At 73.9% G+C, this 16762-nt stretch carries 12 protein-coding genes; 6 read left to right on the top strand and 6 right to left on the bottom strand.

Features of this window, described 5'->3' with window-relative positions; translation table 11 throughout:
• Positions 1 to 77 precede the first annotated feature (77 nt).
• Positions 78 to 1757 (top strand): PucR family transcriptional regulator, encoded by a 1680-nt coding sequence (locus tag ACFYYJ_RS12085; protein ID WP_385361523.1) that lies wholly within the window; start codon positions 78 to 80, stop codon positions 1755 to 1757.
• Positions 1758 to 1956: 199 nt separating this feature from the next.
• Positions 1957 to 2748, top strand: a complete 792-nt coding sequence (locus ACFYYJ_RS12090; RefSeq protein ID WP_385361520.1) for a hypothetical protein — start codon at positions 1957 to 1959, stop codon at positions 2746 to 2748.
• A 331-nt stretch (positions 2749 to 3079) separates the two neighbouring features.
• Here the strand turns inward: ACFYYJ_RS12090 and ACFYYJ_RS12095 are convergent, their stop codons facing one another.
• Positions 3080 to 3781 (bottom strand): GntR family transcriptional regulator, encoded by a 702-nt coding sequence (locus tag ACFYYJ_RS12095; protein WP_389131279.1) that lies wholly within the window; start codon positions 3779 to 3781, stop codon positions 3080 to 3082.
• Positions 3782 to 3907: 126 nt separating this feature from the next.
• Here ACFYYJ_RS12095 and ACFYYJ_RS12100 point away from each other — a divergent pair, with 126 nt between their 5' ends.
• Together ACFYYJ_RS12100 and ACFYYJ_RS12105 are read left to right on the top strand one after the other, a co-directional pair.
• The gene (locus ACFYYJ_RS12100) at positions 3908 to 4753 is read left to right on the top strand and encodes a (2Fe-2S)-binding protein (RefSeq protein WP_389131282.1); all 846 of its coding nucleotides are present in this window, start codon (positions 3908 to 3910) and stop codon (positions 4751 to 4753) included.
• Positions 4754 to 4951: 198 nt separating this feature from the next.
• Positions 4952 to 6010 (top strand): DUF2637 domain-containing protein, encoded by a 1059-nt coding sequence (locus ACFYYJ_RS12105; protein ID WP_385121271.1) that lies wholly within the window; start codon positions 4952 to 4954, stop codon positions 6008 to 6010.
• 47 nt (positions 6011 to 6057) lie between these two features.
• On the opposite strand, the gene ACFYYJ_RS12110 is transcribed toward ACFYYJ_RS12105, so the two are convergent.
• The 4 genes from ACFYYJ_RS12110 to ACFYYJ_RS12125 all read right to left on the bottom strand — a co-directional run bounded on the left by ACFYYJ_RS12110 (position 6058) and on the right by ACFYYJ_RS12125 (position 14415).
• Positions 6058 to 6504, bottom strand: coding sequence for an ATP-binding protein (locus tag ACFYYJ_RS12110; protein ID WP_385362390.1), 447 nt, complete (start codon positions 6502 to 6504; stop codon positions 6058 to 6060).
• 138 nt (positions 6505 to 6642) lie between these two features.
• Complete coding sequence (locus ACFYYJ_RS12115; RefSeq protein WP_389131286.1) at positions 6643 to 8385, bottom strand: pyruvate dehydrogenase; 1743 nt, start codon at positions 8383 to 8385, stop codon at positions 6643 to 6645.
• A 102-nt stretch (positions 8386 to 8487) separates the two neighbouring features.
• Positions 8488 to 9609 carry a protein phosphatase 2C domain-containing protein gene (locus ACFYYJ_RS12120; protein WP_389131289.1) on the bottom strand — a complete coding sequence of 374 codons (1122 nt, stop codon included), beginning with the start codon at positions 9607 to 9609 and terminating at the stop codon, positions 8488 to 8490.
• Between the two features lie 1029 nt (positions 9610 to 10638).
• Positions 10639 to 14415, bottom strand: a complete 3777-nt coding sequence (locus ACFYYJ_RS12125) for a S8 family serine peptidase (RefSeq protein ID WP_389131292.1) — start codon at positions 14413 to 14415, stop codon at positions 10639 to 10641.
• 198 nt (positions 14416 to 14613) lie between these two features.
• Between ACFYYJ_RS12125 and ACFYYJ_RS12130 the strand changes: the two genes are divergently transcribed.
• A complete protein-coding gene (locus tag ACFYYJ_RS12130; RefSeq protein ID WP_389131295.1) occupies positions 14614 to 15591 on the top strand; it encodes a helix-turn-helix domain-containing protein in 978 nt (325 codons plus the stop codon).
• A 25-nt stretch (positions 15592 to 15616) separates the two neighbouring features.
• On the top strand, positions 15617 to 16099 hold the full coding sequence (locus tag ACFYYJ_RS12135) for a DUF456 domain-containing protein (RefSeq protein WP_385121258.1): 483 nt from the start codon (positions 15617 to 15619) through the stop codon (positions 16097 to 16099).
• A gap of 9 nt (positions 16100 to 16108) precedes the next feature.
• Here ACFYYJ_RS12135 and ACFYYJ_RS12140 read toward each other — a convergent pair whose 3' ends face one another.
• Positions 16109 to 16714, bottom strand: a complete 606-nt coding sequence (locus ACFYYJ_RS12140) for a TetR/AcrR family transcriptional regulator (protein WP_389131299.1) — start codon at positions 16712 to 16714, stop codon at positions 16109 to 16111.
• Between the last annotated feature and the right edge of the window lie 48 nt (positions 16715 to 16762).

Here is a 16762-nt window from a genome sequence, read left to right on the forward strand (position 1 = left end):
AGATTCGTATGAAAGGCAGGACGCGACAACCTGCCCGATTTCCAACGGCAACAACGAGACAGATCGGCGGCGACATCATGCGGCTGCGCGCACTGCTGGAAACCGAGGCGCTGGGGCTGCGGCTGCTGGGCGGCGAGGAAGAGCTCGACCGTACCGTCCGCGGGGTCATGACGACCGACCTGCGCGATCCCAGCCGATACCTGTCCGGAGGTGAGCTCGTCCTCACCGGCCTGGCATGGAGGCGAAATTCAGCCGATTCCGAGCCGTTCGTACGACTGCTCGCGAGCGCGGGCGTCGCCGGACTCGCGGCGGGCGAGGCCGAGCTGGGGGACATCCCGGACGATCTGGTTTCGGCCTGCGTCCGCAACCGTCTGCCGCTGTTCGCAGTGAACGAGGACGTTGCATTCGCCACGATCACGGAATACGTGGTGCGGCAGGTTTCGGGGGAGCGTGCCGGCGACCTCGCGGCCGTGGTCGACCGGCACCGCCGTCTGATGACCTCGGGTCCCGCGGGCGGCGGGCCCGATGTGGTGCTGGATCTGCTCACCACGGACCTCGATCTCCGGGCCTGGGTGCTGTCCCCCACGGGCCGGCAGATCGCCGGAGCCGGCGAACCGCTGGCGCCGGGGGTGTGCGCTGCACTGGCGAGCGAGCACCTCGCGGCGGTCCGGACGGGCCGCAGGGGACCGCACCGGATCTCCATCCAGGGTATTACCTACTCGCTCTTCCCGATCAGGGGAGCGGGGCGCGGCGCCACCGGTCCGGCCCCGAAGGACGTGCGCGAGAGCGTGCTGTCCGACTGGCTGCTGGCCGTGGAGGCGGACGCGGGCGACTGGCCCGCCGAGCGCCTCGACCTGCTCCAGGGCGTCACCCAGCTGATCGCCGTCGAGCGGGACCGGCGGGACGCGGCGCGCACGGTGCGCCGCCGCCTCGCGCAGGAAGTCCTCGAACTGGTCCAGACGGGTGCCCCGCCGGCCGAGATCGCCGCCCGCCTGCGGGTGGCGGCCCCCGTGCTGCTGCCCGGCGTGGGCGGCGCCCCGCACTGGCAGGTCGTCGTGGCCCGGGTGGACTGGGACGGCGGGGACATCCCCGGCGGCCCGGTGGCCCAGTCGCTGCTGGAAGAGATCCTCGTCGACCCGTCCGTCTCGGGGCCGGAGCCCTCCGACCGGATCGCGGTGGCCCACGCGGGTGACGAGGCCATCGCCCTGGTGCCGCTGCCCTCGCTGCCCGGGGAGACCCCCGAGGACCGGGGCCCGGACTCGGCCCTGCACGCCGACGAGCTGCTGGCGGCCGTACGCGACCCGCTGCAGGCCGGTCTGTCGGACGACGGCCGGCTCACGCTGGGCGTCAGCGCGGCCGTGCACTCCGCCGAGGGGCTGCGCGGGGCGCTGGAGGAGGCCCGGCACGCCCGCCGGGTCGCCGCGGCCCGCCCGGGCCGGGTCTGCGCGGCCGGCCACCACGAGCTGGCCTCGCACGTGCTGCTGCTGCCGTTCGTGCCGGACGACGTGCGGCGCGCGTTCACGGCGCGGCTGCTGGACCCGCTGCGGGACTACGACCGCCGCCACCGTGCGGAGCTCATCCCGACGCTGGAGGCGTTCTTGGACTGCGACGGTTCCTGGACCCGCTGTGCGACGCGGCTGCACCTGCACGTCAACACGCTGCGTTACCGGGTCGGGCGAATCGAGCAGTTGACGGCGCGCGACCTGTCGCGGCTCGAGGACAAGCTGGACTTCTTCCTCGCACTGCGCATGAGCTGAGCCATCCCGGCCGTACGCAGGCCGTATCCCCTCCGCGTCCCCTCCGCCCCCGCCCGGTCCGCCGGCCGGGGGCGGCTGACGAGGTGTCCGGACTTTGTGAAAGAGTTCACCCGACCCCTTGGCCGGAGCCGTCGATCCGTGCTCTCATTTCGCCCCAGGGCTCGACGACGTGCTGCTTGATTGCTTTGGGGAGGGCAATGTGGCGGAGACCGCCATGTCCGGTGCCGGATCCACGGGGGGAGAAGACCCCCTCCAGCGGGCGATATGGCGACTGCGTTCGCGCGGCTGTTGGACCGACGCGGCCGCGCTGCTGACGCCCCGCGCGGGCGAGAGCGCGGACGCCGGGGCGGCCGTGCAGCGGACCGCGCTGCTGGTCGAGAGGTGCCTGTTCACGGGGCAGGGCTGGGCCGAGGCCGAGGACGCGCTGCGGGTCGCCGAAGCGGTGTCGCAGGACGACGACGACCGCGGCGCGGCGGCCTGCGAGCGGGGCCAGCTCGCCTACGCGGCGACCGTGCTGGGCGTACGCGACCGGGCCGACGAGGCCCGTTCCGCGCTGGGCCGGGCGGCGGCGCTGCTGTCCCCGGGGTCCCGGACCCGCCCGCTGCTGGACTTCCGCCGGGGGCTGGTCGCCGAGCACCTGGCGGACGCCCCGCAGTCGGCCAGGCCAGCGTACCGGCGGGCCCACGCGGGGGCCGAGGCGCACGGGGACGTGCTGCTGCTGTCCTTCACGTGGCGGCACCTGGCGGCGCTGGCCCTGCGGGACGGGGAGGTGGCGGAGGCCCGCAAGGGCTTCCTGGAGTCCCTCCGCATCCGGGAGGAACTGGGCTTCCTGGTCGGCACGGCCCCGGCGCTGGCCGCCCTGGCCGAGGCCGAGCCGGAACCGGAGGCGACCCGTCTGCGCGCGGAGGCCCGTCGCCTGTTCCACCTCCTGGGCGGCATCCCCACCTGGCTGGCGGACCAACTCGCCCCGACGCCCTCCCCTGCCGGGTAGCTCCCGCAGGGCAGGCCACGTGCTCCCCTGCGGGGTGGCTCCCGCACGACCGGTCGGCGGTCCCCCGCAGGGTGGCTCCCGCGCCGTCGGGTGCGGCGCCGCTGCCGGGGGCCCTGCCCCCGGACCCCCGCGCCTCAAACGCCGGCGGGGCTGGATGTGGCCGGACGTGGCCAGCGTCAGCCCGCACGCGTGCGTGGCACCGCGCGGGGCCGGATGTGGCCGGAGTCAGCCGGCGTGTGCGGCTGGGGCCCCGGGGGGCCATTGCAGCCTCGCCGGCGTTTGAGGCGCGGGGTCCGGGGCGGAGCTCCGGGGCCGGCGGAGCCGGGCTTCGTCAGTGGCCGGCACCCGCGAAATGTCGGCGGACCAGGGACTCCACCGCCGGGAGGTCCCCCGCCGTGAGGGCGTCCAGCAGCAGCCCGTGCTCGGCCGCGTCGGCGACGAGTTCCGCGCGGCGGACCCGGGGCGCTCCCGGCAGGGGCCACAACGCACGTCGGTGGAGTTGCTCGGCCACCGCCACCAGCTGGGCGTTGCCCGCCAGGGAGAGCACCTCCCGGTGGAAGGCTCGGTCCGCCTCCGCGTACGCCGGCAGGTCACCCTCCGCCGCCGCCTCCGCCGTCGCGGCCGCGGCCGGGCGCAGGGCCTCCCAGGCCTCGGCGGGCACGGACCGGGCGAGCCGCAGCATGACCGGGATCTCCAGCAGCCCCCGTACCTCGGCCAGCTCGGCCAGATCGCGCGGGGTCCGCGACAGGACCCGGAAGCCCCGGTTCGGGAGGCATTCCACCGCCCCTTCCAGGGCCAGCTGCTGCATCGCCTCGCGCACGGGGGTCGCCGAGACCCCGAAGCGCTCCCCCAGGGCCGGGCCCGAGTAGATCTCCCCCGGCGCCAGTTCCCCCTCGATCAGCGCCGCCCGCAGGGCGTCGAGGATCTGACCGCGCACCGAATGGCGCAACACCTTCCCGGCGGTCTTCTGCTCCGGGATCGATGGGATCGGCGGGATCGACGGATTCGACGGGATCGATGGCATCGGCTGCATGCGGCGGCCCTCCTCACTGGTCTCGACCTGCCCCGAGAATATGCGACGTCCCACAAGGTGATACGGCCACCGACGGCAGGTAAGGTAAGGCTTACCTGTTAACGATCGTGCGATTCGGTGGCCCCCATGACCGTCACGACCCCGACCGGCTCCCCCGTGGCGGACGCGTACGCGCGACTGACCGAGGCCTACGCCGGACTCCGCGTCAGCGAACTGTCCGCGCTCGAACCGACCCCCGGCGGTGCGGGGTGGGTCGGCGCCGACGAGCTCGCCGCGGGCGGGGCGGCCCTCGACGCCTTCCTCGCGTGGGACGAGGCCCAGATCACCCGGGACCACGGCCGCCGGGCCCGCCCGGACGTGGTGGCGGGCTTCGGGCTGCACCGGTACGCGTGGCCGGCCTGCCTGCTGATCACCCTGCCGTGGTTCCTGCACCGGCGCGTCCCCCGGCTGCCCGTCGACCGGGTGGCCTTCCACCGCGCCGACGCCCGGATGGCCGTACGCGTCGGAACTTTCGCCTGCCTGCCGGACGACCCCGCGGCCGCCCTCCCCGGCGCGCGGGTCGTGCCCGACGAGGAGGGGCTGCGCGCCGAGGTACGGGCCGCCGCGGCCGAGCACCTGGGCCCGCTGCTGGAAGGTTTCGGCCCGCGCATGCGGCGCGGCCGGCGCGCCCTGTGGGGCCTGGTCACCGACGAGGTCGTCGAGAGCCTCTGGTACGTGGCGAGTCTGCTCGGGCCCGGAGAGGAGCGGCGCGCCATGGTCGAACTGGAGGCGCTCCTGCCCGGCGGTACCGACCCGTACGCCGGGGGCGCGGGGTTCCGCACCCTCTCCGGGCCGGCCGGCGAGGAGCTGTCCACCCGGGACCGGGTCGGGTGCTGTTTCTTCTACACCATCCGCCCGGACGACACCTGTGTCACCTGCCCGCGCACCTGTGACACCGACCGGGTCACCCGGCTCACCGCGACCGCCGCCTGAACCCACCCGTACGACTGACTGAATTCGAACTCAACTCGGTTACCACGAGCGTCAGTTCGAGTCACAACACCCTATCCGGCGGGCCCCGCCCCCCGATGGCGTCCACTTGCCCCGAAACCCGCGTGCACGACGGACCGGCTGCGCCACTATGGCGCCCGGAAAGCCGCACGGCCGCATTCGCGAGGCAAGGACATCCGTATGAGACTGACCGACATATCGCTGGACTGGCTGCTGCCCGGCAGTCTGCTGATCCTGGGCGTGGCTGCGGCGGTTGCGGTACTGGCCCGGGGCCGGCGCGAGAGCGAGAAGGCCGCGGCCGACGACAGCTGGGAGCGCAGCGAGGAACGGCGGCGGCGCAAGGAAGCCGTCTACGGGACCGCCTCCTACGTCCTGCTCTTCTGCTGCGCGGCGGTCGCCGCCGCGCTCTCCTTCCACGGACTGGTCGGCTTCGGCCGGCAGAACCTCAACCTCTCCGGCGGTTGGGAGTACCTGGTCCCCTTCGGCCTCGACGGCGCCGCGATGTTCTGCTCGGTGCTCGCGGTCCGCGAGGCCAGCCACGGCGACGCGGCCCTCGGCTCGCGCATGCTGGTCTGGCTGTTCGCGGGCGCGGCCGCCTGGTTCAACTGGGTGCACGCCCCGCGCGGCATGGGCCACGACGGCGCTCCGCAGTTCTTCGCGGGGATGTCCCTCTCGGCGGCCGTCCTCTTCGACCGGGCCCTCAAGCAGACCCGCCGCGCGGCGCTGCGCGAACAGGGCCTGATCCCGCGTCCGTTGCCGCAGATCCGGATGGTCCGCTGGCTGCGGGCGCCCCGGGAGACCTTCGGCGCGTGGTCCCTCATGCTGCTGGAGGGGGTGCGCACCCTCGACGAGGCCGTGGACGAGGTGCGCGAGGACAAGCGGGAGAGGGAGCAGGACCGGCACCGCAGGCGCGATCAGAACCGGCTGGACCGGGCGCGCATCAAGGCGCTGGGCCGGCAGAACCGGGCGTTCGGGCGGTCCCGCGGCCGCCAGGTCGAACTCCCGGAGCTCACGCAGGGAGTCGGCTCCGCGCCGGTCGGCGCGGAGCCGGCCATATCGGAAACAGGACAGCTGCCGTTGCGACGCCGGCCCTCCCTGCAGGCCGTCAGCCGGACCGGGTCCGCTGACGTGACCGGCCCCCGGACGGTGGATCTCACCGCCGAGGACGACACCCAGACCATCCCCCGGCTCGACTCCCTGGAGCGCAAACTGAAGGACCTGGAGCAGCAGTTCGGCTGACCGGCGGGCCTTCTCGCACGGTCCGGCCGGTCACGTGGGCCCGTCGGTCAGGCGGGCCCCACGTCGTATCCCCGCTCCAGCTCGAACCACACCACCTTGCCGCCGCCGAGGTCCGGGGCGTCCACGCCCCAGTCGTCGGCGAGCGCCTGCACCAGCACCAGTCCCCGGCCGTGCGTACCGTCGTCGGCGGTCGGTACGTACGGCCGGGGCCGGCGGTTGGCGTAGTCCCGGACCTCCACCCGTAACCGGCCGGCGTCGAGACTCGCGGACACCTCCGCCCCCTGGTCGGTGTGGACGAGGGCATTGGTGACGAGCTCGGTGATGAGCAGCTCGGCCACCTCGGCGGCATCGGTGGCGCACCGGTGGCGCATCAACTCCCTCAACGCCTTCCGGACTTCGCCCACCGCTTTCAGATCCGCCCGGCGCACGCTCCGGTTGATCGCCGGCCCGTCCACCGCGGCCGCCCCCTCCGGACCGGACGGCTCGCGCGGCACCGGCCTGCCTCTGCGCCACGGCTTCCCGGTCTTCGCCCCCACCCGCACGGCGATGCCCCTCCCTCGTCGTGTGTCCCCAACTGGTCGAACAGGTCTACGGGATGCATGCCCCCCGGGCCGATCCGCACTCCTGCGGGCTTACGGGCGGGGCACGTTGCGGAGGTTGGATCGAGCCATCTGGATCATCCTGCCGACCCCTCCGTCGAGGACGATCTTGCTGGCGGAAAGTGCAAATCCGGTCACCATCTCCGCGCTGATCCTGGGCGGAATCGACAGCGCGTTGGGGTCGGTGACCACGTCCACGAGGGCCGGTCCCGGGTGCCTGAAGGCATCCTTCAAAGCCCCTGTGAGCTGCTTGGGCTTCTCCACGCGGACCCCGTACGCGCCCGCCGCGCGGGCGATGGCCGCGAAGTCGGGATTCGTGTTCGTAGTTCCGTACGAGGGCAGGCCGGAAACGAGCATCTCCAACTCGACCATGCCGAGCGATGAGTTGTTGAAGAGGACCACTTTGACGGGCAGGTCGTACTGCACGAGGGTGAGGAAATCTCCCATCAGCATGGAGAAGCCACCGTCACCCGACATCGACACCACTTGACGGGAGCGATCGGTGAACTGCGCCCCGATGGCCTGTGGCAAAGCGTTCGCCATGGAACCGTGGCTGAAGGAGCCGATGATGCGGCGCTTGCCGTTCGGGGAAAGATAGCGCGCGGCCCACACATTGCACATGCCGGTGTCGACGGTGAAGACGGCGTCGTCATCGGCCAATTCGTCGAGGACGGCGGCCACGTACTCGGGGTGGATCGGAGTGCGCTTCTCCACCTTGCGCGTATACGCCTTGACCACGCCCTCCAGCGCGTCCGCGTGCTTCTTCAGCATCCGGTCCAGGAAACGGCGGTCCGTCTTGGGCTTCACCCTCGTGTTCAGTGCGCGCAGGGTCTCCCGTACGTCGCCCCAGACGGCGAGGTCGAGTTGGGAGCGGCGGCCGAGGTGTTCGGGCCGGATGTCCACCTGGACGATCTTCACGTCGTCGGGGAGGAACGCGTTGTACGGGAAGTCCGTGCCGAGCAGGACCAGCAGATCGCACTCGTGGGTGGCCTCGTAGGCGGCGCCGTAGCCGAGCAGCCCGCTCATGCCGACGTCGTAGGGATTCTCGTATTGAATCCATTCCTTGCCGCGCAGGGCGTGTCCGATGGGCGCCTTGATCCGGCCGGCGAACTCCATCACCTCGGCGTGCGCCCCGGCGGTTCCGCTGCCGCAGAAGAGGGTGACCTTGTCCGCCTCGTCGATCAGCCGGACCAGTTTCTCGATCTCGCCGTCACCGGGGCGCACGGTCGGCCGGGCGGTGACGAGGGCGTGCTCCACCGCCTTCTCGGGGGCGGGCAGGGAGGCGATGTCCCCGGGCAGGGCGACGACGCTGACGCCGCTGCGGCCGATGGCGTGCTGCACGGCGGTCTGCAGCAGGCGGGGCATCTGCCGCGGGTTCGAGATCAGTTCGCTGTAGTGGCTGCACTCGCGGAAGAGCCGGTCGGGGTGGGTCTCCTGGAAGTACCCGAGGCCGATCTCGCCGGACGGGATGTGCGAGGCGAGCGCGAGGACCGGGGCCATCGAGCGGTGCGCGTCGTACAGCCCGTTGATCAGGTGCAGGTTGCCCGGGCCGCAGGAGCCCGCGCAGGCGGCGAGGCGGCCGGTGATCTGGGCCTCGGCGCCGGCCGCGAAGGCCGCCGTTTCCTCGTGGCGGACCTGGATCCACTCGATGTCGCCGGTTCGGCGGATCGCGTCGACGATCGGGTTCAGGCTGTCGCCGACGACTCCGTACATCCTGCGCACGCCCGCGCGCACGAGGATGTCCACGAACTGCTCCGCCACGTTCTGTCGGGCCATGGATGGGGCGCCCCTCTCCGGTTCGGCTCTGCCGGTGCGCCTTCCATCCATGCACGTTTGCCCCTGCCGCGCCTGTCGGGCCCGGTGTGGCTGTTGCGCCTGTTACGCCTCCCAGACCGCGGCGGCCGTCCGGTCGTCGGCGTAGCCCTTGAGGCGGAGCTGGGTGTCCGCGAGGAAGGCCGCCAGGCCGGGGGGTTCCGGCTCGGACCAGCGCGCGGCGAGCTCGGCCGGGAGCAGGGCCTCCTCCCGCATGGGGTCGGCCAGGCCGCCGGAGCAGACGAGCAGGGTGTCACCCGGCCGGGCCACGGAGGCCCGGAAGCGGAACTCCCCTTCCGGCACAGCTCCGTCGGGCTCCAGGTCCTGCCACTGGCCCGACCGGAGGCGGAACAGCCCGCCGGCGCCGGAGCCGAAGCACACCCGGGTCCGGCACTGCGGGTCCACGGGGAGCAGCAGGGCGCGCAGCCCGGCGGTGTACGCCTCCTCGGCGAGGCCGAGTTCGGCGGCGCGGGCGCGGAGGCGGCCGTAGCCGCGGTCGGTGAGCCGTTGGAGGCCGGAGCGGAGGGCATCGCGGCGACCTGCGCGGATGTCCTCGGCGAGCCGTTCCTGGCTCCGGCCGACGGCTGCGGCGACGGTGCGGCAGAGGTCGGCGGCGGCCGCGGGGGCCCCGGGGGCGGCGCGGTCGCCTCCGGCGAGGACCACCATCACCAGGGCGTCGTCGCCGGTGCCGAAGCGGGCGGTGAGCAGGTGGTCCCGGCGGGCCTCGCCCCGGTAGCGGGCGGAGTCCCCGCGTAGGGAGGCGGCGCGCAGGGTGTACGTGCCGTAGCGGGCCCCTTCCAGGACGGTGTCGGGGGTCAGGTCGTCGAGCGCGGCCGGGTCGGCGGCGGGCAGGGCTCCGGGCTCGGCGGCGTAGGTGGGCGCGCGGTCGCCGAGGTGTCGGACCTCGGGGCGCTCGTCGTACCCCGGGTCCACGGCCACCTGCACGGTCCGCTCCTCCTCCGCCGTCCAGGCGGGCACGTCCACGTCACCGAGCGCGTACCCGGTGACGCCACCGGCCCTCGGATCCTGCGGGGGTGCCTGCGGGGGTGCCTGCGGCGGCGTCGGCGGTACGGGTGGCGCCGGTGCGGGATCGGCCGCCCCGTCCAACGGCTCGGGATCCGCGCGCGGCCCGGGCACGACGGGCCGGACGGGGAGCCCGGCCTCCACCGGCGGTGCCGGGACCGGCACGGGCGCGGCCGGCGGGGCGGGGGGCCCGGGCCGGGCCGCGGCCGGTACCGGCGGCGGCCCTGCCTGCCCGGCCAACGGCACGGCGGCGGCCCCCCATGGCGGAGCCGGGGCCGGCGGCACGCCTGGGCCATGCGGGGCCTGGGCGGGCGGCGGGGCCGAGGCAGCCCCAGGGGGCGGCGGAGCCGCAGGAGCCCATGGAGCCCCAGGGGCCGGCGGAGCCGGAGGCGGCACGGCCGGAGGGGCCGGCGGAGCCGGGACGGCGCGCTCGGGCAGCCCGGCTGCGGGGGGCGGCGGAGCCGCAGGGGCCCAAGGAGCCCCGGGGGCCGGCGGAGCCGGAGCGGGTCCGGCCGGAGGCGCGGCCGAAGGAGGCAGCGGAACCGGGGCGGCGCGCTCCGGCGCCTCGACCGAAAGCGGTGCCCGAGCCCCAGGAGCCGGAGGCGGCAATGCCGGAGGGGCCGGCGGAGCCGGGACGGCGCGCTCGGGCAGCCCGGCTGCGGGGGGCGGCGGAGCCGCAGGGGCCCAAGGAGCTCCGGGGGCCGGCAGAGCCGGAGCGGGTCCGGCCGGAGGCGCGGCCGAAGGAGGCGGCGGAACCGGGACGGCGCGCTCCGGCGCCTCGGCCGACAGGGGAAGTGGAGCCCCGGGGGGCGGTGGAGCCGGAGGCTCGGCTGACGGGGGCGGTGGGGCCGCGGTGGCCCCGGAGGGCGGGGGCACCGGAGGGGGCCCGGTCGGCGGTGCGGCCGGGGGCGGGGTGGTCCCCGGGGGCGGTGCGGCCTCGGTGGGGCGTGGGGGTGTGGGAGGGGTCGTCAGGGAGGACGCCGTGTGGAAGCGGGTGTCCAGGGTGTCCCCTGGGTCGGGGTCCGGGACCGCGTCCGGGTCCTCGTACAGTTTCTGCCACCAGTCGTCCGCGCCCGCGCCCTGCTGACTCATGCCCTCATTCTCGGCCAACCCCGCGAGCGGAAAACGCCGAACGCGCGAAAAGGGTCCACCGGGCCGCCGCCCGGTGGACCCTTCCCCCCTCACTCGTACGGGTCAGCGGATGTCGTACGCCCGGACGACCGTCTGGGTGACGGAGGCACCCTTCGCGTCGGTCAGTTCGACCTTCAGCGAAACCTGCTTGCCGGAGGCCCCGGCGTGGTCCACGACCGCGGTCCACACGCCGCCGCGCTCGCTCACCTTCGCCGCCGTCCAGTTCTCGCCGTCGTACGAGTACGACAGCTTCGCCGACTTCAGCGCACCCGGCGCGTACCCGGCGTGCCCGGTGGCGCTCAGCGCGATGCCCTGGCCGTTCGCCGCCGCCACCGTCTTCAGCCCGTCCAGCGGGGCCGCGTACCTCGGGAAGAGGATCGGCAGGCCCTGCGAGTACGCGGCGGGGTCGAGCTTCGAGGTGAAGCCCCAGGTGGTCGTCACCTCGGCGGACCGCTGCCAGACGCGGGCCGGCGGGCCGATCTTCTGGATGGACTGGGTCAGTTCGTAGCGGCCCTCCTCGGCCGGGACCTCGAACACCCCGAACGGGTACCAACTGTCCCCGATCACCTCGCCGTTCCGCTTGAGTCGGAGTCCGCCGATGTCCCCGAAGGAGCCCGGCTGCGCGGCGTGCCCGCCGTCGCCCCACATCGCGGGGGCGAAGCCGATCAGGCCGCCCTGCCGCTCGGCGGCCAGGGTCTCCTTGCCCGAGGAGTCGCGCGGGGCGACCGGGCCGGTGATCCCGTCGTACCAACTCGCCTTGAGCCGCTGCCCCTTGGCATAAGTGCGCTGCTCGCCGACCATGAACTCGCCCCACGGGAAGCTGCTGGAGAGCGTCTGGTCCCAGGCGGTGTCCCCGGCCGAGTAGTACTCGGTCCGCGTGCCCGGCACCGCGACGGTCTCGATCGAACCGAAGTACACCGCCGTGCCGATCGGCCGGTAGGCGCCCGCCAGGTCGATGAAGTCGGCCGCCACCCCCATGGAGTTGTACGAGGAGTCCACCTGGCCGAGGTCGCGGTCGCGCACCCGGTAGGTGTGGCCGCCCTGGACCTGGCCCTTCTCGGGGAAGGCGAGGGAATAGGCGTACGGGCTCCGCACCGTGCCCTTCCAGGCCAGCGTGACCGCGCCCGCCTTCAGCCTGGCGAGCAGCGCCCGCCCTTCGGCGGCGTCGATCGAGAGGGTGGGCAGCGCGCCCCCGAAGCCGGTCGAGCCGACCCACCGGCCCGGCGCCTCGCGGTAGGCGAGCACGGCCTTGGCGCCGGCCGCCCGCGCGTCACGGGCGACCTCGTGGAGTCCGGCGTCGACGGTCTTGACGAGCACGATCGCGCCCTTGGCGCCGGCCGCGTCGAGCTCCTGCGGGGTGCCGGTGCCCGCGTCGACGAGCGGGGCGCTGCCGGTTCCGTCGAGGTTGTCGCTGCCCGTGCTCGCGGTGATCGGGTGCAGGACCGGACCGCCGACGGCCTTCAGCTCGGAGAGCAGCGGCGCGCCCGCCCGCCAGTAGCTTCCGAACTCGAACCCGCCGTCCGTGGCGCGGCCTTCGACCGAGGCGTAGAAACCGCGGATGGTGCGGCCGCCGGCCGCCGTGCCCGCGTGCAGCCAGGCGTCGTCCCAACTGCGGGCGAAGGCGAGGGTGGTGTTGCGGCTCTCGACCGGCTTGTCGGCCTCGATGGCCAGGCGGCCGGCCTTGCGGGCGTCGAGTACGACGGTCGTGTCCTTCTTCACCTCGACCTGGGGGCGGCCGAGGTACGTGAGGGAGTCGATCAGCGTGGCGTCCTGGCCCGCGTCGGGGGTGCCGATGAAGGCGGAGAGGAAGTACGCGCCGGGGCGGACCCGGTAGACCTGGTCCACGGAGCCGTCGTTGAAGCGGCGTTCACCCGTGGCGTCGTCGGTACCGATCACGTCCAGGGAGGACGGTCCGGCGGCCGGGTTGCCCGCGCGGTCGACGAGCTTGACCCGCAGGGTGACCGTCTGGGGCTCCACGTACAGGGAGAACGGGGTGGAGACGTGCACGCCGTTCGCCGTGGCGACGACGCGGCCGGTGACGTCCCCGTACTGGGAGCGGTCCAGCTTCGCGGCCGGGTCGAGGGCGAGGGGCACCTTGACGGTGGCCCCGGCGGGGACGGTCACGGTGCGCTGCCCGAGGCGGGCGATCTGGCTGCGGACCTTGGAGCCGTCGTTGCCGGTGACCTTCTCGACGGCGAGGTTCAGCGTGACGGGGCTCTTGCCGAGGTTGGTGTAGGGGACCTCGACGGTCAGGCGGTCGCTGCCGTCCTGCGGCCAGTCGTGGGCGCCGCCCTGGATGGCGGGGGCGCCGGTGACCGTGGTGTCGATGGCGGCCTTGACGTCGAGGCGCCCACCGCCGGTCTCGCGTACGTCCCCGGGGATCGCGGTATCGGCGGATCCGACGAGGGCTGCCTTGATCTGCTGCCCGGTCCAGTCGGGGTGGCGCTGCTTGACGATGGCGGCGGCGCCCGCGACGTGCGGGGTGGCCATCGAGGTGCCGGACATGGACTGGTACGCGTACACCCCTCGGCCGCCCATGTTGGCGGCGGAGATGCCCACGCCGGGGGCGGCGATCTCGGGCTTGAGGGTGTGCCGGAGTCCGGCGGGGCCCCGGCTGGAGAAGGGGGCGGTGGTGTCGTCGCGGTCGACGGCGCCGACGGTCAGCACACTGGCGGCGCAACCGGGCGAGGAGACCGTGTTGTCGCCGGGTCCGGAGTTGCCGGCGGCGATCACGAACAGCGGCCCCTGTTGGGAGAGTTTCTCCGCGGCGGCGGCGAGCGGGTCGTCGCAGGCGGTCTGGGAGGGGTCGCCCAGGCTCATGGAGACCACGTCGGCCTGGGACTCGACGGCCCACTCCATGCCCGCGATGATCCACGAGTCGAGGCCGTACCCGGCGTCGTCGAGGACCTTGCCGCTGAGCAGTTCGGCGCCGGGTGCCACGCCCTTCTTGGCTCCGCCGCTCGCGGCTCCGGAGCCGCCGACGGTGGAGATGGTGTGGGTGCCGTGGCCCTGCCGGTCGGCGTCGGTGTCGGAGTCGGTGAAGTTCTTCGAGGCGGCGACGCGGCCCGCCAGGTCGGGGTGTTCGAGGTCGGTACCGGTGTCGAGGACGGCGACCTTCGTGCCCTTGCCGTCGTACCCGGCCGCCCAGGCGGCCGTGGCGTTCACCTGCTTCGTCGACCGCTCCAGGTTCGCCTGGACCTTGCCGTCGAGCCACAGCTTCTTCAGTCCGCCGCCCGCCGCTCGGGAGCGGCCGTCGGCGGTGGCGCCGGCGGTGACGTCGGCCCAGAAGTCGGCGGCCTTGCCCTTGTCGGCGGCGAGTGCGACGGCGCCGATGGAGCCGAGGACGAGGGACCGGTCGGCGCCGCGCGGGGCCGGCGGGGCGCTGCGCGCCACGTTGACGGAGCCGTCGTAGACCGCGATGAGCGGGAGCTTCTTGGTGTGCGCGTCGTCGTAGCCCTGCCGGACGAGGCCGGTGACGTTGAAGAGTTCGTGGTCGACCTTGCCCGCGGCGAGGGCCTTGACCGCGCCCTCGGGGTAGACGTAGAGGTCCTTGCCCGACTGCCGGGTCTGCACGAGCGGTTGCGAGCCGTCCTCGCGCGGCATCGCGGTGGCGGCCGTACGGCCGGCGGCGTCGGTGGAGACCAGGATCCGGTCACCCGTGACGAGGGTGACGGTGACGGGGGCCGTGGGCTGCTTCCCGGCCGCCTCGCTGCCGACGAGTGGTCTCTTCCCCGCTCCAGGCGCCCCGTCGTGCGGCTGTGCCGTGGACGGGCCGACTGCGGTGACGGCCAGGACGGCAGCGGTGGCCGCTCCCAGTGCCGTACGCGATATCGGGCGCATCGCTCTCCCCAGGTCAATTCCGGCCAACTGCTGCATTGCACGGCAAAGCTGCCGCTCAAGTGGCTCCAGGCCGGCGGATGTTGGTGCTGCGGTGGCATGACCTTTACAGAGGGGCGGGTGGTACGGCGATGATGTCCGAGGCGGGTTTGCGCCGTGGCCGCTTCCCGCCAGGCGCGTGTCGAAAGGTGGGTGGGCGGGTTGCTGGGTGCGATAGGCCTGGACGAGGGGCAGGAGTCGGCGTACCGCGCCCTGGTGGCGATGGGCGCGGCCGAGGCCCCCGATCTCGCGCACCGGCTGACCCTGCCGGTGCCCCAGACGGAGCGGACGCTGCGCCATCTGGAGCGCCACGGGTTGGCCGCGCAGTCCTCGGCCCGCCCGGGCCGCTGGGTGGCGGCTCCGCCCGGGGTCGCCCTGGGGGCCCTGCTCACCCAGCAGCGGCACGAGCTGGAGCAGGCCGAGCTGGCGGCGGCGCTGCTGGCGGAGGAGTACCGGGCGGAGGCGGCCGAGCCCGCGGTGCACGACCTGGTGGAGGTGGTGCAGGGCGCGAGCGCGGTGGCGCACCGTTTCCACCAGCTCCAGCTGGGCGCGGCGGAGGAGGTGTGCGCGCTGGTCAGCGGCCGGCCCCAGGTGGTGACGGGTACGGAGAACGAGGCCGAGGAGCGGGCCTCCGTGCGCGGGGTCGACTACCGGGTGGTCATCGAGCGGGAGGTGCTGACCCTGCCGCGGGGCATCCGGGAGGCGTCGACGGCCCTGGCTCGGGGCGAACAGGTCCGGGTGACGGGAGAGGTCCCGACGAAGCTGGTGATCGCGGACCGCACCCTGGCGATGGTGCCGCTGACCTCGCGCGGTTCGGAACCGGCGGCCCTCGTCGTCCACGCGTCGGGGCTGCTGGAGTCGCTGATGGGCCTGTTCGAGGCGGTCTGGCGGGAGTCCCTGCCGCTGCGGCTGGGCGCCTCGGGCACGGCGGAGGAGGGCGGCGGCTCCCCCGACGCCACGGACCTGGAGATCCTCTCCCTGCTGCTGGCGGGCCTGACGGACGCGAGTGTGGCCAAACACCTGGAACTGGGCCTGCGGACGGTGCAGCGCCGGGTGAAGGGGCTCATGGAACTGGCGGGGGTCACGACGCGGATGCAGCTCGGCTGGCACGCCTACGAACGGGGCTGGGTGGCCCGATAGCCCCTGGTCGGTCAGGCTGAGCAGCATGGATCTGCCTCAGCTGCTCCTGGTGGGGCTGGTGCTGCTGCTCGGGGTGGTCGGGGTGATGGTCCCCGGCGTCCCGGGGACCCTGCTGGTGTGGGCCGGGGTGATGTGGTGGTCGCTGCACGAGCGCTCGGCCCTGGCGTGGGCCCTGCTGGTCGCGGCGACGTCCCTGCTGCTGGTGGTCCAGGTGGTGAAGCGGCAGCTCCCTCCGCGCCGGCTGCGGGGGGTGGGGGTCACCCGGCGGATGGCGGTCTTCGCGGGTGCGGGCGCGCTGCTGGGTTTCGTACTGGTCCCGGTGATCGGGTCGATCCCCGGCTTCGTGGGCGGCGCCTACCTCTGCGAACGGCTCCGCCTGGGCACGCACGGCGAGGCGTGGGCCTCGGTGCGGACGGTGATGCGGGCGGTGGGGACGAGCGTGCTGGTGGAGCTCTTCGCGTGCCTGCTGGTGGTGGGGGCGTGGGTGGGGGCGGTGCTGGCGCGGTAGGCGGGGCGCTCAGGGCAGCTGCTGCCCGAGGTCTGCTCCGAGAAACGGGCGCAGGGCGCCGAGCAGCGCGCCGATACAGGTGTCGCGCAGTTCCGTGCGCGTGCAGGTCTCGGTGGTCAGCCAGTCCAGGCAGAGCACCCGGACGAACACCAGCCAGCTCTTCAGGACCGCGGCCACGGCCTCCCGTGCGGAATCGTCCGCGAGCGGGAGGACTCCGAGGACCCGGGTCCGCAGGACGTCCAGCTCACCGTCGATGATCGTCTGGACCACCGGGTCGCCGGCGAGGACGCGGTTCGCCGCCAGGACGGTGTTGCGGTGGGCCACGAAGTAGTCGAGGTGGACGTCGAGCCCCTCGGTGAGTTGACCCAGCGGGTCCCCGGGCCGGTCGAGCGGGACCTGTTCGAGCAGCCGGTCGGACGCCTGCCGGAAGACGGCGGCGAACAGGTCCTGCTTGCCGGCGAAGTGCCGGTAGAGCAGCGCGCGGGAGACACCGGCCCGCTCGGCGACGGTCTCCATCAGCACGTCTTCGTACGGGTGCTGGGCGAAGAGCTGCGCGCCGACGGCGAGGAGGCGGGCGCGGCGCTCGACGGGGGTGAGGCGCTGACGGGGAGGCACGGGACCGATGCTACTTGACACGCGTCTACTAGTGGGTGCGTACTGGTC

This window comes from Streptomyces sp. NPDC002467 (genome assembly GCF_042889825.1).
Taxonomy (GTDB): domain Bacteria; phylum Actinomycetota; class Actinomycetes; order Streptomycetales; family Streptomycetaceae; genus Streptomyces.

Bases quoted from the DNA above. Each gene is read 5' to 3' on its own strand.
- ACFYYJ_RS12095 (WP_389131279.1), bottom strand. From the start codon at position 3,781: ATGCAGCCGATGCCATCGATCCCGTCGAATCCGTCGATCCCGCCGATC.
- ACFYYJ_RS12085 (WP_385361523.1), top strand. From the start codon at position 78: ATGCGGCTGCGCGCACTGCTGGAAACCGAGGCGCTGGGGCTGCGGCTG.
- ACFYYJ_RS12135 (WP_385121258.1), top strand. From the start codon at position 15,617: ATGGATCTGCCTCAGCTGCTCCTGGTGGGGCTGGTGCTGCTGCTCGGG.
- ACFYYJ_RS12115 (WP_389131286.1), bottom strand. From the start codon at position 8,385: ATGGCCCGACAGAACGTGGCGGAGCAGTTCGTGGACATCCTCGTGCGC.
- ACFYYJ_RS12125 (WP_389131292.1), bottom strand. From the start codon at position 14,415: ATGCGCCCGATATCGCGTACGGCACTGGGAGCGGCCACCGCTGCCGTC.
- ACFYYJ_RS12105 (WP_385121271.1), top strand. From the start codon at position 4,952: ATGAGACTGACCGACATATCGCTGGACTGGCTGCTGCCCGGCAGTCTG.
- ACFYYJ_RS12100 (WP_389131282.1), top strand. From the start codon at position 3,908: ATGACCGTCACGACCCCGACCGGCTCCCCCGTGGCGGACGCGTACGCG.